Annotated in this window: 18 protein-coding genes; 8 read left to right on the top strand and 10 right to left on the bottom strand. The window is 64.9% G+C overall.

Going from position 1 to position 26,987, the window contains the following annotated elements:
* The first annotated feature begins 4 nt into the window (after positions 1–4).
* On the top strand, positions 5–1,606 hold the full coding sequence (locus tag C0V82_RS21530; RefSeq protein ID WP_102115132.1) for an alkaline phosphatase D family protein: 1,602 nt from the start codon (positions 5–7) through the stop codon (positions 1,604–1,606).
* Between the two features lie 24 nt (positions 1,607–1,630).
* On the opposite strand, the gene C0V82_RS21525 is transcribed toward C0V82_RS21530, so the two are convergent.
* On the bottom strand, positions 1,631–2,251 hold the full coding sequence (locus C0V82_RS21525; protein WP_102114523.1) for a hypothetical protein: 621 nt from the start codon (positions 2,249–2,251) through the stop codon (positions 1,631–1,633).
* 145 nt (positions 2,252–2,396) lie between these two features.
* On the opposite strand from C0V82_RS21525, the gene C0V82_RS21520 reads away from it, so the two are divergent.
* Positions 2,397–5,897, top strand: a complete 3,501-nt coding sequence (locus tag C0V82_RS21520; protein ID WP_102114522.1) for a hybrid sensor histidine kinase/response regulator — start codon at positions 2,397–2,399, stop codon at positions 5,895–5,897.
* Positions 5,898–5,932: 35 nt separating this feature from the next.
* On the opposite strand, the gene C0V82_RS21515 is transcribed toward C0V82_RS21520, so the two are convergent.
* Together C0V82_RS21515 and C0V82_RS21510 are read right to left on the bottom strand one after the other, a co-directional pair.
* Positions 5,933–6,454 (bottom strand): nucleoside 2-deoxyribosyltransferase, encoded by a 522-nt coding sequence (locus tag C0V82_RS21515; RefSeq protein ID WP_102114521.1) that lies wholly within the window; start codon positions 6,452–6,454, stop codon positions 5,933–5,935.
* Positions 6,451–8,421, bottom strand: coding sequence for a bifunctional 2',3'-cyclic-nucleotide 2'-phosphodiesterase/3'-nucleotidase (locus C0V82_RS21510; protein ID WP_245924298.1), 1,971 nt, complete (start codon positions 8,419–8,421; stop codon positions 6,451–6,453). The genes C0V82_RS21515 and C0V82_RS21510 overlap by 4 nt, the downstream gene beginning before the upstream one ends.
* Before the next feature lie 281 nt (positions 8,422–8,702).
* Between C0V82_RS21510 and C0V82_RS21505 the strand changes: the two genes are divergently transcribed.
* The 3 genes from C0V82_RS21505 (at position 8,703) to C0V82_RS21495 (ending at position 13,819) form a co-directional block, all read left to right on the top strand.
* The gene (locus C0V82_RS21505; RefSeq protein WP_102114519.1) at positions 8,703–11,945 is read left to right on the top strand and encodes a TonB-dependent receptor; all 3,243 of its coding nucleotides are present in this window, start codon (positions 8,703–8,705) and stop codon (positions 11,943–11,945) included.
* Between the two features lie 161 nt (positions 11,946–12,106).
* Positions 12,107–12,436 carry a PilZ domain-containing protein gene (locus C0V82_RS21500; RefSeq protein WP_158660122.1) on the top strand — a complete coding sequence of 110 codons (330 nt, stop codon included), beginning with the start codon at positions 12,107–12,109 and terminating at the stop codon, positions 12,434–12,436.
* Positions 12,437–12,562: 126 nt separating this feature from the next.
* Positions 12,563–13,819 (top strand): MgtC/SapB family protein, encoded by a 1,257-nt coding sequence (locus C0V82_RS21495; RefSeq protein WP_211107940.1) that lies wholly within the window; start codon positions 12,563–12,565, stop codon positions 13,817–13,819.
* Between the two features lie 6 nt (positions 13,820–13,825).
* Here the strand turns inward: C0V82_RS21495 and C0V82_RS21490 are convergent, their stop codons facing one another.
* The 5 genes from C0V82_RS21490 to hutI all read right to left on the bottom strand — a co-directional run bounded on the left by C0V82_RS21490 (position 13,826) and on the right by hutI (position 20,799).
* Entirely contained in the window at positions 13,826–14,857 is a 1,032-nt protein-coding gene (locus C0V82_RS21490) for an adenylate/guanylate cyclase domain-containing protein (protein ID WP_158660121.1), read from the bottom strand.
* 101 nt (positions 14,858–14,958) lie between these two features.
* Entirely contained in the window at positions 14,959–16,626 is a 1,668-nt protein-coding gene (gene hutU, locus C0V82_RS21485) for a urocanate hydratase (RefSeq protein ID WP_102114516.1), read from the bottom strand.
* 12 nt (positions 16,627–16,638) lie between these two features.
* Complete coding sequence (gene hutG / locus C0V82_RS21480) at positions 16,639–17,469, bottom strand: N-formylglutamate deformylase (protein WP_102114515.1); 831 nt, start codon at positions 17,467–17,469, stop codon at positions 16,639–16,641.
* Positions 17,470–18,049: 580 nt separating this feature from the next.
* Positions 18,050–19,594: a histidine ammonia-lyase gene (gene hutH, locus C0V82_RS21475; RefSeq protein ID WP_211107941.1), complete on the bottom strand. Its 1,545-nt coding sequence runs from the start codon at positions 19,592–19,594 to the stop codon at positions 18,050–18,052.
* On the bottom strand, positions 19,594–20,799 hold the full coding sequence (hutI, locus tag C0V82_RS21470) for an imidazolonepropionase (protein WP_102114514.1): 1,206 nt from the start codon (positions 20,797–20,799) through the stop codon (positions 19,594–19,596). The genes hutH and hutI overlap by 1 nt, the downstream gene beginning before the upstream one ends.
* Before the next feature lie 308 nt (positions 20,800–21,107).
* Here hutI and C0V82_RS21460 point away from each other — a divergent pair, with 308 nt between their 5' ends.
* The 3 genes from C0V82_RS21460 to C0V82_RS21450 are packed head-to-tail and all read left to right on the top strand — an operon-like array spanning position 21,108 to position 23,718.
* On the top strand, positions 21,108–22,463 hold the full coding sequence (locus C0V82_RS21460) for a formimidoylglutamate deiminase (protein ID WP_102114512.1): 1,356 nt from the start codon (positions 21,108–21,110) through the stop codon (positions 22,461–22,463).
* The gene (gene hutC, locus C0V82_RS21455) at positions 22,460–23,191 is read left to right on the top strand and encodes a histidine utilization transcriptional repressor HutC (RefSeq protein WP_102114511.1); all 732 of its coding nucleotides are present in this window, start codon (positions 22,460–22,462) and stop codon (positions 23,189–23,191) included. Before C0V82_RS21460 ends, hutC begins: the two co-directional genes overlap by 4 nt.
* Positions 23,188–23,718 (top strand): HutD/Ves family protein, encoded by a 531-nt coding sequence (locus C0V82_RS21450; protein ID WP_102114510.1) that lies wholly within the window; start codon positions 23,188–23,190, stop codon positions 23,716–23,718. The genes hutC and C0V82_RS21450 overlap by 4 nt, the downstream gene beginning before the upstream one ends.
* Positions 23,719–23,724: 6 nt before the next feature.
* Here the strand turns inward: C0V82_RS21450 and C0V82_RS21445 are convergent, their stop codons facing one another.
* Both C0V82_RS21445 and C0V82_RS21440 read right to left on the bottom strand, forming a co-directional pair.
* Positions 23,725–24,945 carry an MFS transporter gene (locus C0V82_RS21445; RefSeq protein ID WP_102114509.1) on the bottom strand — a complete coding sequence of 407 codons (1,221 nt, stop codon included), beginning with the start codon at positions 24,943–24,945 and terminating at the stop codon, positions 23,725–23,727.
* Positions 24,946–24,993: 48 nt separating this feature from the next.
* Positions 24,994–26,976, bottom strand: coding sequence for a hypothetical protein (locus C0V82_RS21440; protein WP_102114508.1), 1,983 nt, complete (start codon positions 26,974–26,976; stop codon positions 24,994–24,996).
* Positions 26,977–26,987 lie beyond the last annotated feature (11 nt).

The following is a 26,987-nucleotide window of genomic DNA, read 5'->3' as shown; positions in this document are numbered from 1 at the left end:
CTTGATGAAATCCGTGCTGCCATCCACGCTCGCCCTGTCCCGCCGCCAACTGCTGCGCGGGGCGGGTTCGCTGGCGGTGGCGGCGCTGGCCATTCCGGTGGCGCCGCGTCTGGCCTTTGGTGCGGTCAATTTCATCGATTATCCGTTCCAGCTGGGCGTGGCCTCGGGGGAGCCTTGGCCTGACGGGTTCGTGATCTGGACGCGGCTGGCGCCCCGGCCGCTGGAGCCCGGTTACGGTATGTCCAGCGACATCATCCCCGTGGATTGGGAGGTGGCGGAGGACCGGCTGTTCCGCAAGGTGGTGACCAAGGGTACGGGCCTCGCCCATCCCGAACTGGGCCATGCGGTGCATGTGGAGGTTTCCGGGCTGCTGCCGGGCCGTCCCTATTGGTATCGGTTCCGCTGTGGCGACCACCGGTCGATGCAGGGCCGCGCGGTCACGGCGCCCGCCGCCGGCGCGCCCCTGTCGAAGCTACGCTTTGGCATCGCAGGCTGTCAGAATTATGATCAGGGCCTGTTCACAGCCTTCGACCATCTGGCCCGCGAAGAGGTGGATTTCATCTATCACTATGGCGACTACATCTATGAGGGGCAGTCGCGGCCCTTCTATTTCAGCCGGCATCTGGAAGATACGGTCGCCAGCCCGCGCCGCGCCGACCTGCCGGACCCGGTGTCGCTGGACGAATATCGCCGGCGTTATGCCAAGTACAAGCTGGATACCGACCTGCAGAAGGCCCATGCCGCCGCCCCCTGGATTGCCGTCTGGGACGATCATGAGATCGTGGATAATTGGGCCTCGGACTTCAATTGGGATAATACCCCGCCCGATATCTTCCGGCTGCGCCGGGCGGCGGCCGCCCAGGCCTATTACGAACATTTGCCGTTCCGGCGGTCATCGCTGCCTGACGGCGCGCGCATGCAGCTGTTCCGGAAGTTCGCGTTTGGCGATCTGGTGGATATGCATGTGCTGGACACCCGCCAGTATCGCAGCGATCAGCCCTGTCGCGATGGGTTCCGCCCGGCCTGCCCGGATGTCGATAATCCCAACCTGACGGTGCTGGGGGAGGCTCAGGAAAAGTGGCTGTTCGACGGGCTGACGCAGGGCAAGGCCCGGTTCAACCTGCTGGCGCAGCAAGTGATGCTGATGCCATGCGACCGAGAGCCGGGCGAAGCCAATGTTCGCAATCTGGACACCTGGGACCCCTACCGCGTGGCCCGCGCCCGCCTGTTGAAGCATATCCAGGGCAATAACATTCGCAACACCGTCGTCCTGACCGGTGACGAGCATCAGAACATCGTCGGCAATGTGATTTTCGACGACAAGGACCCGAACAGCGCCGTCGTGGCCAGTGAGTTCGTCGTTACCTCCATCTCGTCCGGCGGTGATGGCGGAGAGCAGCGTCCAGCCGCCAAAGGCATGCTGGCCGAGAACCCACATATTAAGCTGATCAACGACCAGCGTGGCTATGGCATCTGCGAGGTGACGCCGAAGCACCTGACCATGGACCTGAAGGTCCTGGATCAGGTGACCACGCCTGGCGGGAAGCTGTCCTCACGCGCCAAGTTCGCCGTCGATCCGGGCAAGCCGGGTGTGCAGAAGGGGTGAGGTTCAGCCCCCCTGCCTATGGCATCAATTACGCGGTGGCGTGGAGAGGGAGCGCAGATAGTCCATGATATGGCGCGCCTCCAGCTTTTCCCCGGCGCTGGCGTCGGGGCGCAGACGTTGCCCCGCCAGGGCTTCCAGCATCTGCCGTTGCTGTTCCTGCGTGTTCTGTCGCTGCACCTGCACGAACAGCCGGATCAAGGACAGGGGGATGTCGCTCCCGACGGATAGCTGAAACGGACGCGTGCCATCGCCGCGACTGTCCAGGATGGTCGTGAACTGGTCGCCCTGTCGGCGCAGGAACAGCAGGTAGGTGGCATTGCGTGTATAGACCGGGAGAGGGCAGACCGGGCTTAGTGTCAGCAGCGCATCGTCCAGGCGCCCCGTCACGGGCACAGGGGCGCCGGTCGTACCCTTTACCACTTCAATCGGCTTGAACCCGACCTGGGGTGGCCCTGTGAAGGTCTTCGCCAGATCGGGCCGCAGCGGCCAGGACCCGGTGGCACGGGCCAGCAGTATTAAGTCCGCGCGGGCCACCAGGTCGTAGACGGATACCTGGCTTTTATCCTCGACCATCTCGCAGGACCATGACGGATGCGACAGCAGAAGAAGCAGGGCGGCTAAAACACAGCGGACTGCGGTGCACATGGCGGCTCCGGTTGGATGAATTCATGACCAGACTGGCGCAGGCGGGGATGATTGCGCAACCCATCCCCCGACCATCGCCCCCATGACGCGGCCCCTGCAACGGGCGTAGGATGGTGCCCAAGCAAGAAGCACCCGTGGGGCATCCATGTCGAGTTGGCCGGTTCTGGGGTTGGCGCTGGGGTACTTGGCGGCGTTGTTTGCCATTGCCTGGTGGGGGGACCGGTATGCAGCAAAGCAGCCCGAGGTGCAGGAGCGCCGGGCGCCGTTGCTCTATGCCATGTCGCTGGCGGTTTACTGCACGTCCTGGACCTTTTATGGCGCGATCGGGCGGGCGGCGGCCAGCGGGTGGGATTTCCTGTCCATCTATGTGGGTCCGATCCTGGTCTTCTCGCTGGGCTGGCCGATCCTGGCCAAGATGGTCAGGGTGGCCAAGGCGGAGAACACTGTCTCCATCTCCGACTTCATCTCCGCCCGTTATGGCAAGAGCCGGGTGCTGGCGGCCCTGATCACGGTCATGGCGGTCACGGTGGTGCTGCCCTACTTCGCGCTGCAGTTGAAGGCCATCACCATCAGCCTGGAGGCGCTGGCCGGCGACCCGTTCGCCAACCGGGTGATGGATATTCCGGGTGAGACGACCTTCATCATCACCTGCGCCATGGCCCTGTTCGCCATCCTGTTCGGGGTGCGCAACATCCATGCGAATGAGCATCATCGCGGCCTGATGATGGCCATTTCCACCGAAAGCATGGTCAAGCTGGGGGCGGCCATCCTGGTGGGCGGCGGCATCGTCTTTGCGGTGGCCGGCGGGCCGTCGGGGATATTCGAGCGGGCGGCGGGCGATCCGCGTCTGGCCCATCTGCTGACCCCGCATTTCGGGGCCGGGTGGTGGTCCATCACCTTGCTGGCGGCCCTTGCCATCCTGTGCCTGCCGCGACAGTTCCATGTGACGGTGGTGGAGAACACCCATGTCGGGGATATCCGTACCGCCAGCTGGCTGTTCCCGCTGTATCTGGTGGCCATCAATATCTTCGTGCTGCCGGTCGCGCTGGCGGGCCTGATGATGTTCCCGGATGGCAGCGTCAATGCCGACACGCTCCTGGTGACCATCCCGCAACGCCTAGGCCATGACTGGATGGCGGTTCTGGCCTTTCTGGGTGGGCTGTCGGCGGCGACCAGCATGATCATCGTGGGGGCGGTTGCCCTGTCCACCATGGTCTGCAACGACCTGATCGTGCCCATCCTGATGGCCATCCCGTCGGCGATGCGGCGCTGGCAGCATGATCCCAAGCCCATGCTGCTGACGGTGCGGCGGGTGGCCGTGGTGGCACTGCTGGGCATGGCCTATCTCTATTACCTGATGATCGGCACCACCTTCCCGCTGGCCACCATTGGGACGGTCAGTTTCGCGGGCGTGGCGCAGTTCGCGCCGGCCCTGCTGATGGGTCTGTTCTTCCGACGGGTGACCAAGGCGGGGGCCATCACGGGGCTGGTGGCCGGGTTTGTGGCCTGGGTCTATACCGTGCTGATCCCGTCCTTTGCGGTGGCGGGGCTGGTGCCGGGGCATCTGATGGATCAGGGCCTGTTCGGGCTGGGCTGGCTGACGCCCACGGGTCTGGGCGGCATCCATGATCTGGATACGCTGGCCCATGGCGCGCTGACCAGCCTGGCGCTGAACCTGTTCATGATGGTGCTGGTGTCCGGCATCACGGGCCAGTCCGACCTGGAAAAGCAGCAGGCCCGCCGCTTCGTCTCCATGCGTCACGACGCACAAGATGGGGTGGCGCCGGTGCGCGGGGTGACGCTGGGCGACCTGTATGAACTGGCGCTGCGCTATGTCGGGCGCAGCCGCGCGGAACCGGTATTCCGTGAGCTGGTGGGCCTGGGCATCGACGAGGGCAAGGACCTGTTCGAGGAGGGGTTGAAGCGGCGCATCGATGAAGAGGCCGTGCAGGCCACCGAATGGTTGCTGGCGGGCGCCATCGGGTCGGCATCGGCACGGGTGGTGGTGGCAAGCCTGCTGTCGGACCGGCGCCTGTCGCGGTCGGACGCGCGGTCGATCATCGATGAGGCGTCGCGCGCCATCCTGGACAGCCATGTGCTGATGCGATCCACGCTGGAAAATGTCGGTAAAGGCATCTGTGCGGTTGATAAGGATTTCCGCCTGCGCCTGTGGAACCGCCGGTTCCTGGAGATGCTGGAAGTGCCGGAGGGGTTGATCAAAGTCGGCACGCCCATGGGCGAGCTGGTCGCCTATCTGCAAAGCCAGGGGGAGTTCGGGGAAGAGGGCGAAATGGAGACCCTGTTCGCCCGCCGTCTGGACCCCAAGCGCCGCGACCAGCCCGACAGTTTCCACCGCACAAGGCCCGATGGGGTGGTGCTGGAGATCCTGTCCAACCCACTGCCCGATGGCGGGTTCGTGGCCGTCTATACCGACGTCACCGACCGGCACCGGGCGGCAGAGGCGCTGCGCGCTGCCAATGAGGGGCTGGAACGGGGGATTGCCGAGCGCACAATCGATCTGGCCATCGCCAAGTCGGAGGCCGACCGCGCCAACCAGGCCAAGACGCGGCTGCTGGCCGCTGTCAGCCACGACCTTTTGCAACCCCTGCACGCCGCACGGCTGTTCATTTCCGCAGCATTGGACCGGGGGCCGGATGCGCTGGTGACGCAGGCCGACGCGGCGCTGCGGTCGGTGGAACAGCTGCTGGGCGATCTGCTGGACATCACCAAGCTGGATACGGGTGTCGTGAAGCCCAACCGGACGGCGGTGGCCATCGATGATGTGCTGCATCCGCTGACGGACGAGCTGGCGGTGGTGGCGCAGCGGCACGGGTTGCAGCTTCGCTTTGTACCGTGCCGGGCGACGGTGGACACCGATGCCGTGTTGCTGCGCCGGATCGTGCAGAATTTGCTGGCCAATGCCCTGCGCTATACCCCGCGCGGGCGCATCCTGGTGGGGTGCCGGCGGCTGGCTGGTGCGGTGCGGGTGGAGGTCTGGGATACGGGGCCGGGCATCCCGGAAGATAAGCGCGAGGAGATTTTCAAGGAGTTCCGACAGCTGGGCAATGGCCAGAGCGACCGCGACAAGGGTCTGGGCCTGGGCCTGTCCATCGTGGAACGGTTCGCAGCGATCCTGGGCCACCGGGTCAGCCTGCGGTCGGTGGAGGGCAAGGGATCGTGCTTCGCCGTCGAGGTGCCCCTATCGGCCCGTGCCGCCGACCCCGCCCGGCCCGCTGTAGGGGCCAGCGTCACGGGCCTGGAAGGCACGCTGGTCCTGTGCGTCGAAAATGAACCGGCCATCGCGGAGGCGACCATCGCCCTGTTGTCGGGATGGTCCTGCGAGGTGGTGTGGGGCGCGACGGGGGCCGATGCGCTGGCAGCCCTGGGTGAGCGGGTGCCGGATGTCGTGCTGACTGATTACCATCTGGATCATGGGATGAGCGGGCTGGATGCGCTTTCGCTGATCCGGGCGCGGTTCGGGTCAGACCTGCCCGCCGCCGTGATCACGGCGGATCGGACGGAGGCCGTAAAGGATAGCGTGACGCAGGCGGGATGCCGGGTGCTGTACAAGCCCGTACGACCCGGCGCCTTGCGGGCGCTGTTGAGCCATATGCTGGCCGAGAAGCGGCGAGGTCGGGCGGCGTAAGGCCGGTCCGGGACGGGGACAGGCGGAGTTGCAACCTACCCCCCGAACCAGACCGCCGCTGCCTTGGCCGCCTGGATGAAGCTGCCTTGCACCGGTCCTGTCACGGGATCGACCAGCATCAGGTTCACGGGCAGGCCGAATTCCTCCACCTCCATCTGGTCGGCATCGCGCCAGACGCGGCCATCATGGGCCAGATACTGGCGCGACTGGGTGCGTTGCAGCAGGGGGCGGATATCGCCGGACCAGGGGAAGACGGGTTTGCCCAGGGCGGCGGCAAACCCCATCTCATAAGCCGTCCCATCATCGACGGACGGTCCGCGAAACGGCATGCAATTGGCGATCACGCCGTTGGCCCCCCGAATCAGGTCCAGATTGGCCTGCCGGATGCGGGCGGCGAATGCCGCCCCGCCTTCGCCGTCCGCAGGCGACAGGGCGTTGTCCATGGGGAACACGCCCTCTAGACCCAGTTCCTCACAGATGGCTTTCATCGACGCCGCCGCGGCCAGCGGGTCGGGCAGGAACACATCGGGTCCTGCCAGATAAAGCCGCGGCCTCACTGTACGCCGCCGATCTTCAACGGATCGACGCGGTAGCGCGCGAAGCCATCCGGCGCCGGCCCTTCATAGGACAGGGCCGGCTGTTCGGACAGCAGTTCCTGGGCCAGGGGCGAGCTGTCGAAATAGACATTCACCCCCGCAGGCATCGGCGCGATGCGGAAGGAATTGTCGGTCGACGGCTCCACCACACCCTTGGCGCGGATATATTCGATGATGGCCGACTGCACCGTGTCGGGCGACTGATAGACGACAGTGCTACCATCCAGGCCGGGCACCGACCCGCCGCCATTGGCGCGGTAATTATTGGTGACGACCAGGAATTCCTGTTTGTCGTCAATGGGCTTGCCCTGGAACATCAGGTCCTTGATGCGGTGCGCCTTGTCATTGGCCGGCTTGCCGTCGCGGTCGAACCGCTCGGGTTGCGTCAGGTCGATGCTGTAGGTCACGCCATCGATAATGTCGAAGGAATAGGCCGGCACGCGGGTATTGACCAGCGACTGCGGTTCCTTCTTGTTGGGATCAATGACCGACAGGGCGCGGGACGACATTTCCAGCCAGTCGCGCACCTGCGCACCCGTCAGTTTCACGACGGCCAGTTGGTTGGGATAGACATAGAGGTCGGCGACATTGCGGATGGCGACGCTACCGGCGGCAATGTCGGTGTAGAAGGCGGGACCGGGCCGCCCGCCTGACTTGAACGGCGCCGCCGCCGACAGGATGGGCAGGGAGGCCAGCTCTGTCCCTGCCAGGGCGCGCGCCACATAGGCCCGCTGCGCCTCGGCCACCAGTTCCACTCCGGCGCTGTCGCCCAGGAAGGAGAAATAGGAATGGATGCGGGCCGTCACCTTGCCTACGGGGCGGCGGACATAATCCAGCGTGCCCTGATGGCTGGGGGCCAGCAGAGTGCCGACCTCAGCATCGGGTTCGGCCACCACCATGCGGCCATCCTGGCGTTCCTGGATGGGCTTGGCCATGGCCGTCCCCTCCACCACCTGCCAGCCCTTACCCTTCTTTTCCAGCTTCAACTGGATCATGCCCAGATGGCTGCCATAGGAACCGGACATCACCAGCGGCTTGCCATTGACTGTACCCTTGGCAAGGTCGGCCTTGGGCAGGCCCTCATAATCCTTGCCGGGGAAGACGCGGTGGCTGTGGCCCGTGATGACGGCATCGACGCCCGGCACCTCGGTCAGGGCGTTGGAGATATTTTCCTCGCCCCCTTCGCGCGGGAAGAAGGACAGGCCCGAATGGGACAGGACGATGATGACATCGGCCCCTTCCTTCTTCATGCGCGGGACATAGACATTGGCCATATCGATAATGTCGCGTGTGGTGACGCGGCCTTCCAGCTTGTCCTTGTCCCAAGTCATGATCTGGGGAGTCAGCAGGCCCAGGATGCCCACCTTCACCTTCTGCTTGGCGCCCTTATCATCAACCAAGGTGCGTTCCTGGATGACATAGGCGGGGTAGAGGGTGGGGTCGTTGGCTGGGTCCTTGTCGCCATCGACCTTGAAGACATTGCCGGCCAGCACGGGGAACTTCGCCCCCGCATAGACATTGTGCAGCACATCCAGCCCGAAATTGAACTCGTGATTGCCCAGGACGGCGGCGTCATAGCCCAGCAGGTTCATGGTGGCCATGGCAGGATGGGTGGGCTTGTCCTTGCCCACCCCGCGCTCGCGCACGACCCAGTCGCCCATGGGCGTGCCCTGGATCAGATCGCCATTATCCAGCAGCAGCGTGTTGGGATTGGCGGCCCGTGCCGCCCGGATCAGCGGCGTGACCCGGATCAGGCCGACGCCGGCATCCGGCTTGTCGGCATAATAATCGTAATCCTCCAAATACATATGCAGGTCGGTGGTGGCCAGTACCTGCAAGTCGATCTTCTCCTGTGCTGTGGCGGCACCCGCCATCGACAGGAAAAGGGCGCCCGCCATCAGGGCACGGGAGGGGAGATTACGAATCACGGAAGGCGCTCCATCGGGTTCTGTTGCCGCCCGGCAGCAGGTGCGTCGCAGCAATCACGGTTAAGAAATGCAGGAGACGCGGGTCTCGCCCCTCCGAACCGGCATGCTGCGCCGCAAAACTGTGGCGGTAATGATACGCTGGTTGAGATATAGCCGTTCAAGCCCCTGCAGGCATAGCTGCAGAGGTGCTTGTCATGGAACTGTAATTTATTCGTTACCTAAGCGTCACGGGCATCTGGTGTTGTCCGCGCGATCCGGTCCGGCTTATTGGGGGCTTTCGTATGACCATCGAGAATAAGAAGGCGGCGTCGATCCTGCGCCGTCACCTGTCCGCTTTGAATATCGGCACTGGCGCCCTGGCGCTGGCCGTTGCTTCTTCCTGGGCCGTCCCGGCCATCGCGCAGCAGACGACCTCGTCCATGACGGGTCAGATCGTGACCGCTGCTGGCGCTCCGGCTGCTGGCGCCGAAGTCACCATCGTCCATACGCCGTCCGGTACGCGTTCGGTCACCAACGTGAATGACCAGGGCCGTTTCCAGGCCGGCGGCCTGCGCGTCGGCGGCCCCTACACCGTGACCATCACCGCCCCCGGCGCTGAGCCGCAGGTGCTGGAAGGCATCTTCATCTCCCTGGGCGAACCGTTCGCCCTGGATCTGGCGCTCGGCAGCCAGATGGAAGAGATCGTGGTGTCCGGTCAGCGCATTGCCTCGCGCACCGTTGGTATCGGCACCAATTTCGGTGAAGGCCAGATCAGCGCCGCCCCGTCGATCAGCCGCGATCTGAAGGACATCGTCCGCAACGATCCGAAGGTGTTCATCGACGCCGGTAACTCCAACGCCATCCAGATCGCCGGCGCCAACAACCGCTTCAACAGCCTGACCATCGACGGCGTGAAGCAGAACGACGATTTCGGCCTGAACAATGGCGGCTACCCGACGCAGCGTTCGCCGCTGTCGCTGGAGACCGTGGAGGGCCTGTCGGTCCTGACCGCGCCGTACGACGTTGAATATTCGGGCTTCCAGGGCGGCACCATCAACGTGGTGACCAAGTCGGGCGGTAACGATCCGCACGGCTCCTTCTACTATTTCTATGGCGACGAGAGCCTGTCGGGTGACCGCAGCGGCAGCCGCCGCAACCTGATCAGCCCGTACAAGGAAACCACCTGGGGTGGTTCGCTGTCGGGTGCGCTGGTCGAAGACAAGCTGTTCTTCTACACCAACTATGAAAAGTTCAAGAGCCAGGCTCCGGTGGTGTTCGGCACCCAGGATAGCGGCCTTGGCAACCCGATCACTGGTGTGACCACGGCCCAGGTGAACCAGGTCCGTGAGATCGCGCAGCGCGTCTATGGCTATGACACGCTGGGTCTGGCCGATGGCAGCCTGCCGGAAGCGGATGAGAAGATCCTCACCAAGCTAGACTGGAACATCACCGACGATCATCGCGCCTCGTTCGCCTATCAGCGCAACAAGGGCAACAACATCATCGACGCCTCGTCCAGCACCAGCGCCAACCCGCGCACGCTGTCCTTGCAGTCGAACTTCTATGATCGCACCCAGATCATGGACAGCTACTCGTTCCAGCTGTTCTCTGACTGGACGTCCGACTTCTCGACCGAAGTCAAGCTGGCTCGCAAGGAAGTCGAAAGCCTGCGTCTGCCGCTGAACGGTCTGGGCTTCGGTGAAATGCGCATCACGACGCCGGGCGGCGCCCAGGTCGTGATCGGTCCCGATATCTCGTCGCACAGCAACTACCTGACGACGACGACGGACAGCGCCAAGTTCAAGGGTACCTATCTGCTGGGCGATCACAAGATCACCGGCGGTTACGAGTATGACAAATACGACTACTTCAACCTGTTCCTGCAGCGCAGCCTGGGTTACTGGGAATTCAGCTCCATCGCGAATTTCGAAGCCCGCAATGCCTCGCGCTTCCGTTACGCCAATGCCCCGTCGGGCAATGCCGATGACGCGGCGGCGGATTGGAAGTACACGCAGCACTCCTTCTACCTGCAGGACACGTGGGATGTGACCCCGGACCTGCAGCTCCAGGGCGGTCTGCGTTACGAGCTGTATGACAACAACAAGGCCCCGAAGGCCAACGCCAACTTCCTGTCCCGCTACGGCATCTCCAACACGGAGACGATCGACGGCAAGGATATCTGGCTGCCGCGCCTGGGCATCACCTACAAGCCGTTCGAAGACACGACCGTTCGCGGTGGCGCCGGCCTGTTCACCGGTATGGGCCCGGTGGTGTGGCTGTCGAACAACTATTCCAACGACGGTATCACCCAGCGTTCGATCGACGTGTCCCGTCCGGCCTCGGGCACCCCGTCGGCCGCCGACGCGCTGCTGCTGAACGGTGTCAACGGTCAGGTTCCGGCTGCCGCCGTGGCCCGTCTGGCCAGCATCGGCGAAGGTTTCGTCAATGCGCTCGACCCGAACTACGAGCTGCCGTCCAGCTGGAAGTACTCCATCGCCATCGATCAGTCGGTTGACATCCCTTATCTGGGCGACAACTGGCTGTTCACGGCTGAGGCGATCTACACCACCGTGAAGAACGCCAACTTCTACAAGGATCTGCGTCTGGTGCAGACCGGCACGGCCCCCGATGGCCGCCCGATCTATGGCCAGCGCGCACAGACCACCGTCAACGCGGCCGGCGCCACCGTGACCCGCGGTGCCGGTTCGGACCTGCTGCTGACCAACACCAAGAAGGGTGATGGTCTGGTCCTGTCGCTGTACGTCTCCAAGAACTGGGAGACCGATTACGGCACCTTCGATCTGGCCGGCGGTTACGCCTACCAGAACGTGAAGGACGCCAGCCAGGGCACCAGCTCGGTCGCCGGCTCGAACTACGAACAGTTCGTGACGACCGACCCGAATGTCGATCTGCTGGACACGTCGAGCTATGAGCTGAAGCATCGCTTCAACGCCAGCACGACCTACAGCGTCGAATATTTCGATGGCTACAAGACCTCGCTGAGCCTGTTCGGCGAAGCGCGCTCTGGCAAGCCCTACAGCTACGTGTTCGGCTGCTCCAACACCCAGAACCCGTTCGGCGATCCGGCCTGCCGCAGCACCCGCTCGCGTCAGGCGCTGTATGTGCCGACGGGCGCCAGCGATCCGCTGATCGACTGGGCCGCCTCGTCGATCACCCCGGCGCAGATGGACAGCTATATCGAGCGGAACGGCCTGTCCAAGTACCGTGGCTCGGTCATGCCGCGCGGTGCCCTGGAAAGCAGCTGGATCTACTCGCTGGATGCCAAGCTGGCCCAGGAAATCCCGGCGCCGATCGAAGGCCACAAGGCCATCCTGACGATGGACATCACCAACCTGACGAACCTGCTGAACAGCAGCTGGGGCCGCAATCAGGAAATCCCGTTCTTCAACGCGGTGAATGCCATCAACGCCAACATCGTGAACAACAAGTACGTGTTCACGGGCGCCCTGCGCGAACCCTCCGAGACCGTGCGCAACCGCGCCTCGGTCTGGAAGATCCAGCTGGGTGTGAAGTACGAGTTCTGATCCTTCTTCAAGCAGGATCAATGACTTGGGAAAAGGCGGCCTTCGGGCCGCCTTTTTCGTTATGGCAGCCTTGCAGCCGTCGGGGCGGTAATGATCTTTCTATTTCCTCTGGGCAGTATCGGATTGACAGGTATTTTGGTAAAATTGCGTTCATGATTGCCATGTCTGACACCCCGGCTGAACGCCGGATACATCCGCGTAACCCGACAGAACCCATCTTCCTGATGGTTGCCGGCCGCCCGTCCCGTCTGCTTGACTGGTCGTTCGGGGGACTGCGTGTCCGTCCGGAACAGGCCGGTGGTTTCATCGTGGGACAGCGCGTGGACGTCACCATCCTGCGCCCCGACGGGCATAGTTGGGCCCGGCTTCCTGTCACGATCCGCCATGTCGATCATGAGGATGGGGGGGCGCTGGGCGTCATGCTGGTCGACCGGCTGTCGGCCTTCCCGCTGCTGCTGGAACTGTTCAACCATTCGCTGGCGCGGGCGTAGAGTGTGATCGCTTCAAATGGGTACATTTGAAGCGTGAATCACACGACAAACCCTAACCCGTCCGACTGCTTGCCCTTTCCCTGCCGCCCGTCGCATGCTGTGCCCCGGAAATGGGGAGCTTGAGCGTTGCACGATCTTGAAATCCTGATGCGTCTGGGCACAGCGCTGGCCATTGGCCTGCTGGTCGGGCTGGAGCGAGGCTGGCGTTCACGCGATCTGGCCGATGGGCAGCGTGCGGCGGGCCTGCGCACCTTTGCGCTTTCGGGCCTGCTGGGCGGTGTGGCCGGCGCCTTGGCGCATGGGCTGGATAATCTGCTGTTCCTGGGCCTAGCCTTTCTCGGCTTCGCGGGTGCCTTCACGGCCTTCCACTGGCTGGAATCGCGTGAGGAGGGCAAGAATTCGGTCACCGGCGTCGTCTCCGGCCTGCTGGTCTTTCTGCTGGGTGCCTATGCCATGCTGGGGGAAATCCGGGTTGCCGTGGCGGCGGGTGTCGCCGCGACCTTGCTCCTGGCACTGCGCGATCCGCTGCATGAATGGCTGCGGCGTCTGCAATGGGTGGAAATCCGCGCCGTCCTGATCCTGGCGGTGATGAGCTTCCTGGCTCTGCCCGTCCTGCCCAACGGTCCTGTCGATCCCTGGGGCGTACTGAACCCGGCGGAAATCTGGTTCCTCGCCATCCTGATCGCCGCCATCTCCTTCGGCGGCTATGTGGCGGTGAAGCTGTTCGGGGAGAAGCGGGGGGTGCTGGTGGCAGCATTGGCCGGCGGCCTTGCCTCCTCCACCGCCACCACCCTGACCCTGTCGCGCGTGGCCAAGGCGCAGCCAGCGGCATCGCCCCTGCTGGCGGCGGGCATTCTGCTGTCCGGCATGGTCAGCGTGACGCGTGTCCTGCTGGTCGCCCTGATCCTGAACCGGGCGCTGCTGCTGCCGCTGGTGGCGCCCGCCGGGGCGGCGCTGGCTGTGATGGGCCTTTCCGCCTTGATCCTGCTGCGCCGTGACGGCACGGGGCCGGAGGATACGACGCCGGCCCTGTCGAACCCGCTGGAATTGGGTACCGCCTTGAAACTGGCGGGTTTCATCGCCCTAGTTCTGGTGGCAGCCGAACTGATCCAGCGTTTCGTCGGCGATGCGGGCCTGCTGGTGGCCGCTGCTGCCGCCGGCATCGCGGATGTTGATGCCATCACCGTCGCCATGGCGCGCCTGGGCACCAAGCCGGAAAGCCTGTCACTCGCCGCTGCCTGTATCCTGCTGGCCGTGGGCGTCAACACCATCACCAAGTCGGTCATGGCCGGCAGTGTTGGCGGTCGCAGCCTGGGCCTGTCGGTCGGCATCCCCAGCCTGATCGCCGTCACGGCGGGGGCCGCTTCATTCTGGATGGTGTGAGGACCTTTAGCCCTCCAACCCCAGAATCTCCAGCGGTGCTTCCCGCCCGCGCAGGGTGACGGGACCGAGGGGGAGCGGGGTTACGCCGGGGACGGGGCGGCAGCGTTGCCAACCATCGGCGGTCAGGATCAGGTCGCGGCCCGCCTCCTTGGCGATGGCGTCCAGACGGGAAAGCGAATTGATCGTATCGCCGAAATAGGTGATCTCGCGGCGCTGATCCCCCACCTGTGCCACGATCACCGGGCCGGCATGCAACGTGATGCGGAAGCCAAGCTCCACCCCCATATCCCGCCGCAGCGCCGTTAGCGTGCGGCGGATGGCGAGCGCACAGGCCAGAGCCGGCGCGTCGGGGCGTTGCGGGGTCAATCGCCAGCTGATGATGGCCTGATCGCCCACATATTTGTCGATGGAGCCGCCATGGGCGCGCACGGGTTCCCCCAGCGCGTGAAGAAAGCGGCCCACGATCCGCATCGCCTCCCGGTCGCCCAGCCGGGCCGCTAATGCCGTGGAATTGGCCATATCGATGGCCAGGAACAGGCGCTGTTCTTCCAGCGGGCGGGCGTAACGGCCTGTAATCAGGGCGAAGAACACCTGATTGCCAATCAGGCTACGGCTCTGGTCCAGCAGCAGCAGCAGGATGACGGAGGCAGCGGCATAGGTGAATACCTGGAAGAAATCGATGTTGGGGCTGTCATCCCCATCCATGCCCACCATTTCCTCCACCGTCAGGGCCAGCGCGATTCCCAGCAGGATCAGCAATATGTAGGCGGCGTAGAGCGCCAGCAGGGCGCGCCCGCGCGGCAGATCGACAATATGGTCGCGCAAGGTGCGCAGCAGCAGCCCATGTTTGAAGGCCAGACACAGGCCGCCGATGAAGGCCCCATGCACCATGGAGACGGGCAGCGAGACGCCGGCCCAATGCGCGATGGGAAAGCCCAAAGTGCTGCCGATCAGCAGCACCAGGACCCAGGCGCGCATATGTCGCCAGCGGGGGGTGGACGAGGTGGGAAGGGCTGGGCTTTCCGGCAAGGAGACCATGGGGCGGGCACCGGGAGGCGGGGGGCGAAAGTCGCCCCACGCTATCATGCGTCCCAACGGATGCAATGAGGGCCGTCACAGGTGCGTTGAGCAGGCCCCGCTTACCCTAAAATCCCCGGCAGGTTCAGGCCCTTTTCCCGCGCGCAGTCCTTGGCAATGTCGTAACCGGCGTCGGCGTGGCGCATGACGCCGGTGGCGGGGTCGTTCCAGAGGACCCGTTCCAGGCGGCGGGCGGCGGCGGGGGTGCCGTCGGCGACGATGACTACCCCGCTATGTTGGGAGAAGCCCATACCGACGCCGCCGCCATGGTGCAGCGAGACCCAGGTGGCACCCGAGGCGGTGTTGAGCAGGGCGTTCAGCAGGGGCCAGTCGGAGACGGCGTCGGAACCGTCCAGCATCGCCTCTGTCTCGCGGTTGGGCGACGCGACGGAACCGCTGTCCAGATGGTCGCGACCGATGACAACGGGGGCTTTCAGCTCGCCCTTGGCCACCATCTCGTTGAAGGCCAGCGCCAGACGGTGGCGGTCGCCCAGACCGACCCAGCAGATGCGGGCGGGCAGGCCCTGGAACTTGATCTTCTCCCGCGCCATGTCCAGCCAGTTATGCAGGTGGGCATTGTCGGGCAGCAGTTCCTTTACCTTGGCGTCGGTCTTGTAAATGTCTTCCGGGTCGCCGGACAAGGCGGCCCAGCGGAAGGGGCCGATGCCGCGACAGAAAAGCGGGCGGATGTAGGCGGGCACGAAGCCGGGGAAGGCGAAGGCGTCGGTAACGCCCTCTTCCAGCGCCATCTGCCTGATATTATTGCCATAATCGAGCGTGGGCACGCCCGCCTTCCAGAAATCCAGCATGGCGCGGACCTGCACGGCCATGCTGGCGCGTGAGGCCGCTTCCACGGATTTCGGGTTTTCTTCGCGGGCCTTCAGCCACTGATCGAGCGTCCAGCCCGCGGGCAGGTAGCCATTGATGGGATCGTGCGCGCTGGTCTGATCGGTGACCGCATCGGGGCGGACGCCACGGCGGACCAGTTCGGGGAAGACATCGGCCGCATTGCCCAACAGGCCGACGGAGACGGGCTTTTTCGCCTTGCAGCTTTCAGCGATGATGGCCAAGGCCTCGTCCAGGCTGTCGGTGGCGCGGTCCAGGTAACCGGTGCGCAGGCGCATGTCGATGCGCGAGGGCTGACATTCCACGGCCAGACACGAAGCGCCGGCCATCACGGCGGCCAGCGGCTGCGCCCCGCCCATGCCGCCCAGGCCGCCGGTCAGAATCCAGCGGCCGGCCAGGCTGCCGCCATAATGGCGGCGGCCAACCTCCACAAAGGTTTCATAGGTGCCCTGGACGATGCCCTGCGTGCCGATATAGATCCAGCTTCCGGCCGTCATCTGGCCGTACATCATCAGGCCCTTGGCATCCAGTTCGTGGAACTTGTCCCAGGTGGCCCAATGCGGGACGAGGTTGGAATTGGCGATCAGGACGCGCGGGGCATCGGCATGGGTGCGGAACACGCCGACCGGCTTGCCGGACTGCACCAGCAGGGTCTGATCATCTTCCAGCGCACGTAACGCCGAGACGATCCGGTCGAAGCTGGCCCAATCGCGCGCGGCCCGGCCGATGCCGCCATAGACCACCAGTTCCTCCGGCCGCTCAGCCACGTCGGGGTCCAGATTGTTCATCAGCATGCGCAGCGCGGCCTCGGTCGCCCAAGACTTGGCGGTGCGGTCGGTGCCGTGGGGCGCGCGGATCACGCGGGTATTGTCGATGCGAGACATGTTTTCCCTCGGTTACTTGGGGTCCGTCGCCCAGCCGATGCAGGCGGCCAGGATATTGCGCAGGGCCTTTTCCATGGGTGCCGCATAGGCGGCGTCATAGGCGGGGGGCCAATTGTGGGGGGCGGGATCGTCGTCTGGTTCCAGCAGGTAGCCGCGTGTCGCCAGCTCCATCTGCACCGCATGAACGCCCTTGGCGGGCTGTCCGTAATGGCGGGTGATGTAGCCGCCCTTGAACCGGCCATTGCTGACGCGGCTGAACTGTGTGGCGTCACACGCTGCCTCAATCACGCGGGTCAGGCCGGGATCGCAGCTTTTGCCCTCGAACGTACCGATATTGAAATGCGGCAGCAGCCCGTCGAACAGGCGCGGCACCCAGGACCGGATCGAGTGGCAATCGTACAGCACGACGCGCGGATGCATGCGGCGCAGGCGCAGGATTTCGGCCATCAAGGCGGCGTGATAGGGGGCGTGGAACAGCTCCCGCCGGCGCAGCACCTCCATCGCGTCGGGTTCCTGGCCGGGATTGTACAAAGGCTCCCCGTCGAAGGTAGTCAGCGGGCAGAGGTCGGTTGTGGCCTGTCCGGGATAGAGCGAGGCACCGTCGGGCGGGCGGTTCACGTCGATCATGGTGCGCGACAGGCTGGTCTGCACGATGGTCGCGCCCAGGTCGCGGGCGAAGAAGTACAGCTGCCCCACCCACCAGTCGGCATCCTTGCGCGCCCGCCAGGGATCGGCCAACGCATCCTCCAGCGCCCACTCAATCTCCGTTCCAGCATGCGGGATGGAGAGGATCAGGGGGGCGGTGCCCTGGTGGATGATCAGCCAGTCGGGTGTTTCGGTCATGGCGATGTCCGTTGGCTTGGTTGCGGGCTTTTTGGTCGTGTAAAGAAAGAATTTCGTGAAGTCATAGTATTATTTAATTAATGCGAACTCCTTTTTCTTAGCGCAGTTTTGATAGTTGATAATAAAATGAATAAACCACCGTACAGTGCGGCATTCAAGATCGGCAACATTAGTTCGTTTATTAAACTTGAAGGTATGAGCCAAAACGGACAACTGACATAAACCAAAATCCAATAAATTTCTGTGAAATTAGATTCATGTGCTGAGAAAAATACAAATCCTATAAATCCCCAAAATATCGGAATAAAAAAGCCAACCAGGAGCCATGTATATATACTACGTTTCATCTTATTCATCTATTCTCTTCAAGCGCTGGCTGGTTGATACAGTTTAAGAATAAACCTAACACGAGTGCTGCCCTGGCCGGCATAGCGCCTCTCTATCGAAGGCGGTCAGCGGGCAGAGGTTGGTCGTGGCCTGTCCGTTGGCATTGGGGATGCACTCACTTTCACTGCCCTTCTCTTCATCACCCCCGCTTCCGCCGGGATGATGAAGAGAAGGGGCAAGGGAATGATTTGTTTTACACCCCCGGCAATTCCACGCCCGCCCCCGTCACTGTCTTGATCAGGGCACCGGTGCGGACCAGGGTCAAGGCGGCGGCGATGTCGGCGTGGAAATAGCGGTCGTCGGTCAGGGTGGGGACCACATTGCGTAGAGTGGCGCGCAGCGATTCCAGAACGGTGCTGCTGGTCAAGGGGGCGTGGAAGTCGCAGCCCTGGGCGGCCGAGAGATATTCGATGGCGATCACGCTGGCGGCGTTCTCCACCATGGACAGCAGGCGCCGTGCCCCATGGGCGGCCATGGAGACATGGTCTTCCTGATTGGCGGAGGTAGGGATGCTGTCGACGCTGGCCGGATAGGCGCGCTGCTTGTTTTCCGACACCAGGGCGGCGGCGGTCACCTGGGGGATCATGAAGCCGGAGTTCAGGCCGGGCTTCGGCGTCAGGAAGGCAGGCAGGCCGGACAGGGCCGGGTCCACCAGCATGGCGATGCGGCGTTCCGACAAGCTGCCGATCTCGCACACGGCCATGGCGATCATGTCGGCGGCGAAGGCCACGGGTTCGGCGTGGAAATTGCCGCCGGACAGCACGCTGTCATCCTCGGCAAAGACCAGCGGGTTGTCGGAGACGGCGTTGGCCTCCGTCAGCAAGGTCTGGCCCGCCTGACGCAGCAGATCCAGGGCCGCGCCCATCACCTGCGGCTGGCAGCGCAGGCAGTAGGGGTCCTGCACGCGGATATCATCCTCGCGGTGCGACGCGCGGATGGCGGAGCCGTCCATCAGGCGCCGCAGCGTGTCGGCCACCGCGATCTGGCCCTTGTGCCCGCGCAGCAGGTGGATACGCGGGTCGAAGGGGGTGTCGGAGCCTTTGGCGGCTTCTGTGGCGAGTGCCCCGGTGGCAAGGGCCGAGCCGTGCAGGCGCTCGGCTTCGAACAGTCCGGCAAGGGCGTAGGCCGTCGAGAACTGCGTGCCGTTCAGCAGAGCCAGCCCTTCCTTCGGCCCCAGGGTCAGGGGGGACAGACCTGCGGCCTTCAGCGCGTCCGCCGCCGGCATGCGGGTGCCGTTGGCGACGACGTCGCCATGGCCGATCATGGCGGCCGCCATATGGGAGAGAGGGGCGAGGTCACCCGACGCACCCACCGAACCCTGGGCCGGAACCACGGGCAGGATATCGTTTGCCAGCAGCGCTTCCAGCAGGTCGAGGGTTGCCGGCTTCACGCCGGATGCGCCGACGCCCAGGCTGGAGAGCTTCAGCGCCATCATCAGGCGCAGCACGTTACGCGGCACCGGATCGCCCACGCCGGCGGCATGGGAGAGCACGATGTTGCGTTGCAGCAATTCGAGGTCATCCGCAGCAATGCGGACCGAGGCCAGCTTGCCAAAGCCGGTATTCACGCCATAGACCGGATCGCCCTTGGCGATGATGCGGGCGATGGTGGCGGCAGAACGCTCCACCGCCGGGCGGCAGGCGGGGTCCAGGGTCATGGCAGCGCCATTATAGATGCGGCGCCATTCGCCCAAGCTGACAGCGCCGGGGCGCAGCGTGACGGACATGGAGTGCGGCATCAGATCCCCCTGTGGATACGGGCATGCAGGGGGTTGAACCCCATGCGGTAGACAAGTTCGGCGGGACGCTCAATGTCCCAGATGGCGAGGTCGCATTGCTTGCCGGCCTCCAGCGTGCCGATATCGGCCTGCCGTCCCAGGGCCTTGGCCGCAACGCGGGTGGCCCCCAGCAGACATTCCTCCACACTCATCCGGAACAGGGTGGCGGCCATGTTCAGCGACAGCAGCAGCGAGGTCAGCGGGGCGGTGCCGGGATTGCAGTCGGTCGCCACCGCCATGGGCACGCCATGGGTGCGGAACAGGTCGATCGGCGGCAGTTTGGTATCGCGCGTAAAATAATAGGCGCCGGGCAGCATGACGGCGACGGTGCTGGATTGCGCCATGGCGCGCACGGCGGGTTCGTCGACATGTTCCAGATGGTCGGCGGACAGGGCACCGCATTGAGCGGCCAGGGCAGCACCATTCAGGTTCGATAGCTGTTCGGCGTGTAGTTTCAGGGCAAGGCCATTGGCCTTGGCCGCATGGAACACGCGGCGGACCTGGGCCAGGGAAAAGCCGATGCCTTCACAGAAACCATCAACTGCGTCGGCCAGCTTATGCTGTGCCACATGCGGGATCATGGTGCGGCAGACCAGATCGATATAGGCGTCGTGATCCTCTGCATATTCTGGCGGAACGGCATGGGCGCCCAGGAAGGTGGTGGCGACATCGACGGGGCGGTGGTCAGCCAGCGCACGGGCGGCGCGCAGCATCTTCACCTCGTCCGCCAGCGTCAGGCCGTAACCGGACTTCACCTCCACTGTCGTCACGCCCTCAGCCAGCAGTGCGTCCAGGCGGGGCAGGGCCTGACAGATCAGCGTGTCCAGGGTGGCGGCGCGGGTGGCGCGCATGGTGGAGACGATGCCGCCGCCGGCCCGCGCGATTTCCTCATAGGTCGCGCCCTGCAGGCGCAGTTCGAATTCATGCGCGCGGTCGCCGGCATGGACCAGATGCGTGTGGCAGTCGATCAGGCCGGGTGTGACCCAACGGCCTTGGAGATCGGTGCTTTGGGTAACGGTGAAGGCGGGGGCGTCGCTGGCGGGGCCGGCAAAGATGATGCGGCCATTGTGCGCAGCAATTACCCCATCCTCCACGATCCCCAGACCGGGCAGGTCGGGGCGCATGGTGGCAAGGCGCGCGTGGGTCCAGACATGGTCAGCGTGCATGGGGGTCCTCCCTCACCTCGTCATCCCGGCGAAAGCCGGGACCCAGGGGCCAGGCGCCCGAGCGTTCAGCAGCGTAATAGCGGGGGAACCCGATCATCGTGCCCGTGCCCCCAGGGTCCCGGCTTTCGCCGGGATGACGGGAAAGAAGCGTGTGATCGAAAAATCCATGCCGCATGTCCGAACCTTTTCCCCGCTGAACCGTTCATCATGGCGTCTGGTGCGCCTGTTTTTCCCTTCTTTTATGTCTATACATAATTAATGTCTATACATTAATATGAGCCATGAGATGAAATTCGGGGGGATGGGTGATGGCCGGGTTCTGGTTCCAGCAGGCGCTGCTGCCGGGCGGATGGGCGGATGGGGTGCGGATGGTGGAGCAGGGCGGGGTAATCGCCGCCGTTACTGCGGGCACGGCCCCGGAACCCACCGATGAACGCCACGCCATCGCCCTGCCCGGCCTGCCCAACCTGCATTCCCATGCCTTTCAGCGGGGGATGGCGGGGTTGGCGGAGGTGCGGGGGCCGGGGGAGGATAGTTTCTGGACCTGGCGGGAGGTGATGTATCGCTTCGCCCATCGGATCGGCCCGGATGAGATGCAGGCCATCGCCGCCATGGCCTTTGTCGAGATGCTGGAGGGCGGGTTCACGCGGGTGGGGGAGTTCCACTATATCCACCAGGATGTGGATGGTGCCGCCTATGCCAACCCGGCGGAAATGGGGGCAAAGCTGGCCGCCGCCGCCGCGGAAACGGGGATCGCCCTGACCCTGCTGCCGGTTCTGTACCAGTATGGCGGCTTCGGCGGGCAGGCGCCGGGGCCGGGGCAGAAGCGGTTCCTCAACAGCATAGACGGTTTCGCGCGCGTGGTGGAGGCCAGCCGGGCGGCGGTGGCCACATTGCCCGACGGTCTGGTGGGGGTGGCGCCGCACAGCCTGCGCGCCGTTACGCCGGAAAGCCTGTCCTTTGTTCCCGCCCTGGCGGCGGGTGGCCCCATCCATATCCATATCGCCGAGCAGATCAAGGAGGTGGCCGATTGCCATGCCTGGAGCGGGCAGCGGCCTGTGGCCTGGTTGTTCGATCATGCCGATGTCGATGGGCAATGGTGTCTGGTGCATGCCACGCACATGGACGCGGCGGAGACGGCGAAGCTGGCGGCCAGCGGGGCTGTGGCGGGATTATGCCCCATCACAGAGGCCAATCTGGGCGATGGTATTTTCAACGGGCGGGATTATCAGGCGGCGGGCGGGCTGTTCGGGATCGGGTCGGACAGCAATGTCCTGATCGATGCGGCAGAAGAACTGCGAAGCATGGAATATGCCCAGCGTCTGGCCCACCGGGCACGCAATGTGCTGGGCCGTGCCGATACGCCATCGACGGGGCGGGTGCTGTTTGAGGGCGCGCTGGCCGGCGGTGCACGGGCGCTGGGGCAGAAGGATGTTGGCCTGACTGTGGGCGCGGCGGCGGACTTTGTGACCCTAGATGCGACACAGCCCAGTCTGGCGGCCCGACGCGGCGACGCCCTGCTGGACGGGTTCATCTTTGCAGGGCAGCGCATGGTCGACGGGGTTTGGCGACGGGGCCGGCGCGTGGTAAGCGGGGGCCGCCATATCGTGCGCGACGCCGTCGCCGCGCGTTACCGTCTGGCGCTGGGAACCATCCTGTCATGAGCATGGCCGAGAACGCCGCACCGCTGCATGCCCGTATCCGGGCCGATATCGAAGGGGCGATCCTGTCGGGCACCCTGAAGCCCGGCGACCGTATCCCGTTTGAACATGAGCTGATGGCCCAGTATGGCTGCGCGCGCATGACAGTGAACAAGGCGCTGACGGGACTGGTGGAGGCGGGGCTGCTGGACCGGCGTAAGCGGGCCGGGACCTTCGTGTCCCGCCCGCAGATCCATATGGCAGCCCTGGCCATCCCCGATATCCAGGCGGAAGTGACGGGGCGGGGGCAGATCTACCGCCTGGAATTGCTGTCGCGCGACGTGTTACCGGCAGCGTCGGTCGATCCCGACCGGATGCGGCCGCCACGCGGGGCCAAGGTGCTGGCGCTCACCTGCCGGCATCTGGCCGATGGCGTGCCCTTTGCCGTGGAGGAACGGTTGATCAGCCTGAAGGCCGTGCCGGACGCGGCGACCGTGGATTTTACGCAGGTGGCGCCGGGGTCCTGGCTGCTGGCACATGTGCCGTGGACAGAAGCCGAGCATCGCATCACCGCCGCCCCCGCCGGGCGGTTGGCGGGGGCGTTGGGGGTGGAAGAGGGCACGGCCTGCCTGATCCTGGACCGCCGCACCTGGCGCGGGGATCAGCCGATCACCCATGTGCGGCAGGTATTTCCGGGCGAAGGCTTTGATCTGGTGGCGCGGTTTACCGGGGCGACCGGGGGTGCGGCATGAGCGGGGTATTGCTGCGCGCGGCGGATCGCGCCTGGACAGCATGGAAGAATGGCGGGGGCGAGACGGCGACGGTCGCTTTGTTCCCGGAAAATGCGGACCTGTCGGATTTCGACTGGCGTATTTCCATCGCGCGGGTGGATGGGGATGGCCCGTTCTCCGCCTTTCCCGGCATCGACCGGACGCTGACCATCCTGTCGGGCGGGTCCATGGCGCTGAATGGCCATGTGCTGACGCCCGACAGCGCGCCGTTTGCGTTTGACGGGGAACTGCCGGTGCAGGCCGTGGTGAGTGGCGGGCCAGTGCATGATCTGAACGTCATGACACGGCGGGGCCGTTTCAGCCATTCCGTGGCACGCGTGCGGGGGCCGGTGGCGCTGGGCGGGGTGCCGGCGGTACGGCTGCTGCTGGCGCTGGACGCGGGCTATAGGGGCTTGAGCCGTTGGGATGCCCTTATGGTCGGGCCGGAGGATGTGGCGACGGTGACCGGTGAGGGGGTGGGGCTGCTGGTGGTGATTACGGGGTTGTAGGGGGCGTTACCCCGCCGCCCGCGTCCGCCGGTTGAGCAGGAACAGCGTCACGGCGATGGCACCCATGGGCACAAGCGCCATGTAGAAGGCCGTGTGGCCGCCCAGCCGGTCGAACAGGAAGCCGGTGACGAAGGAGCCGAAGGTGCCGCCAAGCGCGGAGAACACCACGATCAGGCCGGTCATGGCCGCATGATCATGCTTGGGCAGGGCCGACAGGATCACCGAATTGATCACCGGATAGATCGGCGCCATGAACAGGCCGATCAAAGGCAGCATGAAGGCGGCGATGGGGGCGGCCACCCAGTTGGCCTCTGCCATCGGTTGCACGCCCTTTGCCAGCGGCAAGGTCAGCAGGACCAAAGCCGTCATGGCGACCAGACAACCGACCAGGAACGGGAACCAGCCGATCCGGGCCAGCGCCACGCCCGCCCCCAGCCGGCCCAGCGCGATGCCGGCGGCGAAGATGCTGGTCGCCTGGATCGACATGGCGGCGGGCAGATGCAGCACCTCTGCATTGAAGGTGGGCAGCCAGGTGCCGATGGCCTGTTCGATCAGGACATAAAGGAAGGCCGACGCCAGGAACACGACCGCGATGGGCGTGACGGCCAGGCGCGCCATCTGCCGGATGCCGGGCTTGGCATCGGGGGCCTGCGCCTCGCTCTCATCCAGGGGCGTGACGGCCCAGAGGGCGGCGGCGGCAAAGGCGATGGCGGACAGGACCCAATAGACATTCAGCCAGGAGGGATCGGCGGGATTGTCGTGATTCACGAACAGGCTGAAGAGCCAGTAGCTGCCCAGCACGCCCAGCATGAAAACGCCCTCAATCGTGTTGGTCAGGCTGGCATGGCCCTGTTTATCCCGGGTCAACAGGCCGATGGAGGAATAGGCCGCCACCTTCACATGCGCAAAGCCGACCCCGATGCAGAAGAACATCAGCTTCATGGCCCAGAAGGAAGAAAGGAACGGCATCAGGGCCGCCGCCAGCCCCTGCAGCACCAGGGCGGCGATCATGGCGCGGCGATAGCCAATGCGGGGCATGAAGCTGGCCACGATGAAGCTGGTGATGGCGATGGGCAGGTCCTTGTAGGCCTCCAGCCGCCCCGCCTCCAGCTTGGTCACGCCAAAGCTCTGGATCGATTGCAGGATGACCGTGCCCACCGAATTCAGCAGCATGGCAAAGACCACATAGGTCAATCCCACCGCCAGTACCGCCCGTCCGTTGCGCATCTTGTCCGATCCTTCCCTGTTCCGTTCTTGTTGGTTTGGTGCTGTTTGTCAAAGGGCCGGTGGTTTGACGGCCAGGTAGACCGTGCTCCAAAGCTGGGCGGCGTTGGATTCCGTCTGATCCCCGCCGCCCTGGCCGAAGGGGCGGTAGGTAAAGCGGTCATCGCCATAGGCCCAGGACCAGAGTTCCGATGTGCGCTGATCGGCCGGCACGGCACGGATCGCCTGCCACAGGGCGCGCTGGGCCGATTGCAGGCGGGTGCGGGTGGCGGCGGGCAGGTCGATGCGCGCCAGTTGCCGTTCCAGGCCGGCGGCCATCAAGGCCTGCTGCCAGGACCAGATGACGGCGCCGTGATAATAGAACGGGCCGAATTCGGCGCGGATGGGGGCAGGTGCCCAGGCGGCATTGGCCACCACCATCCCGGCGTCCGTCATCAGGCCCGCGGGCAGCCGGTGCAGCAGGGGGGCGATGGCACGGTCCAGCGTCGCGGCATCGGGGCTCAGGAACAGCAGGGCAAAGCCCGTGTCGGAATGCATCACGGGCAGGGGCTTTCCCGATGCGTCCAGGGAAAGGGCGTCGAAACTGAAGGGGCCGGGGGGCAGGGGCGCGGCGTCGATGCCCAGTTCGGCGGCGAAGCGGGTGGTGGCAGCCTGGGCCTGATCTGCCGGGATGGTGACGGCGAACAGGGCGGGGGCCTTGTCAGTCCAGACCGTTGCCAGAGCGTCCGCGCGTGTCAGGTCACGGGTGTAGGGATAGAGCAGGCCGGATTTGTGCAGGCGGGTGATGGCAGTCAGGGCGGCGGGGGCAAGGACGGCATTGACGCTGTAGGAATAGCGGCCGCCGGCCAGCCCTTCCTGGCTGTCGCGCCAGTCACCCACCTTCTGTCCCGCCGGCAGAGGGATCAGATTGGTGGCCACCGGGTCGGCGGCGAAGGCTTGCGCGCGGGCCAGCACGAAAGACAGGTTGCGGGCTAGCAGTGTGCCATAGGCATCGCCCGACGGCGTGCGCCGCGCCAGGAAAAGCTGGGCCTCGCGGGCGGGGATGCTTTCCAGATAATCGGCCAGGATGGGGGCCAGCATCAGATCATCATCGACCATCTTGTAATCGAAGATGGGATCGGCGCTGTCGCTGTCCCGTTCCAGGCGGTGGCGCAGGACGGCGAATTCGCCCACATCCTCCTCATGCGCGACGTCGCCGGTGGGGCTGAGCCGTTCCAGAACAGCCCCCAGCCCCGCCTCGATGGCGGCAGGCTTCAGAACCGGCATCAGCAGGCGCAGCGACATCAGCGTGTCGCGCCCGAAATAGGTGTTATAGGCCCAGGACCCGGCCATCAGCTTTTCCCGGTAGCTGAGGAAATCCAGCACCTGCCGGGCCTTGGTGTCCGGTGCGGCCTTGTCGGTCAGCAGGTCGGAAAGGGCGATGGGGGTCAGCGGTGTTTCGCCACTGGCCGCCGTCAGTTTCAGGCGCAGGGCGGGGGCAGCGGCGGAGAGGGTGACGGTACCGTCCGGGTTGGCCGTGGCGGTGCCGTTCAGTGGCGTCAGGGTCAAGAGAAAGCCGGGGGCGCCGTCCAGGCGGTCGCGCTGCCAGCTTATGGTCGTGCCGTTGAGGGTGGGGGTGGTTTCCACCAGGGGCTGGCGCGTGGAGGAATGCTGAAAGTCGCGCAGAACCCGGATGCTGGACAGGATGGTATGGCGCAAGGTCAGGCTTTGGGCCGCGACCGTCACCGTGGTTTCGATACCGTGCAGGGGGCGGCCCTGGGTGTCCGGGATGGTGAGGGGGGACAGGGGGCCGGTGGTCATCGCGGCCTGGCTGTCGGTCCACAGGCCGATGCCGGCATTGCCGGCGGGAAAGGCCACCACGATCCGGCCCGCCCCCGCCACAAGATGGGCGGAGACGGGGCCGTCACGCAGGAACAGGTTTTGATGCTGTCCGACCGTCAGGTCGAAACGCAGCGTATCCTCCCCCTTTGCGGGACCCGCCAGAAGCAGGGCCAGCAGCGGCAGGCTCTTGCCGAGGCGGATCAGGCGGGGCATTGGGGACTCCG

Origin of the sequence: Niveispirillum cyanobacteriorum, assembly GCF_002868735.1 — a bacterium.
Lineage (GTDB): Bacteria > Pseudomonadota > Alphaproteobacteria > Azospirillales > Azospirillaceae > Niveispirillum > Niveispirillum cyanobacteriorum.
This window is presented reverse-complemented; position numbering and strand designations above follow the sequence as displayed.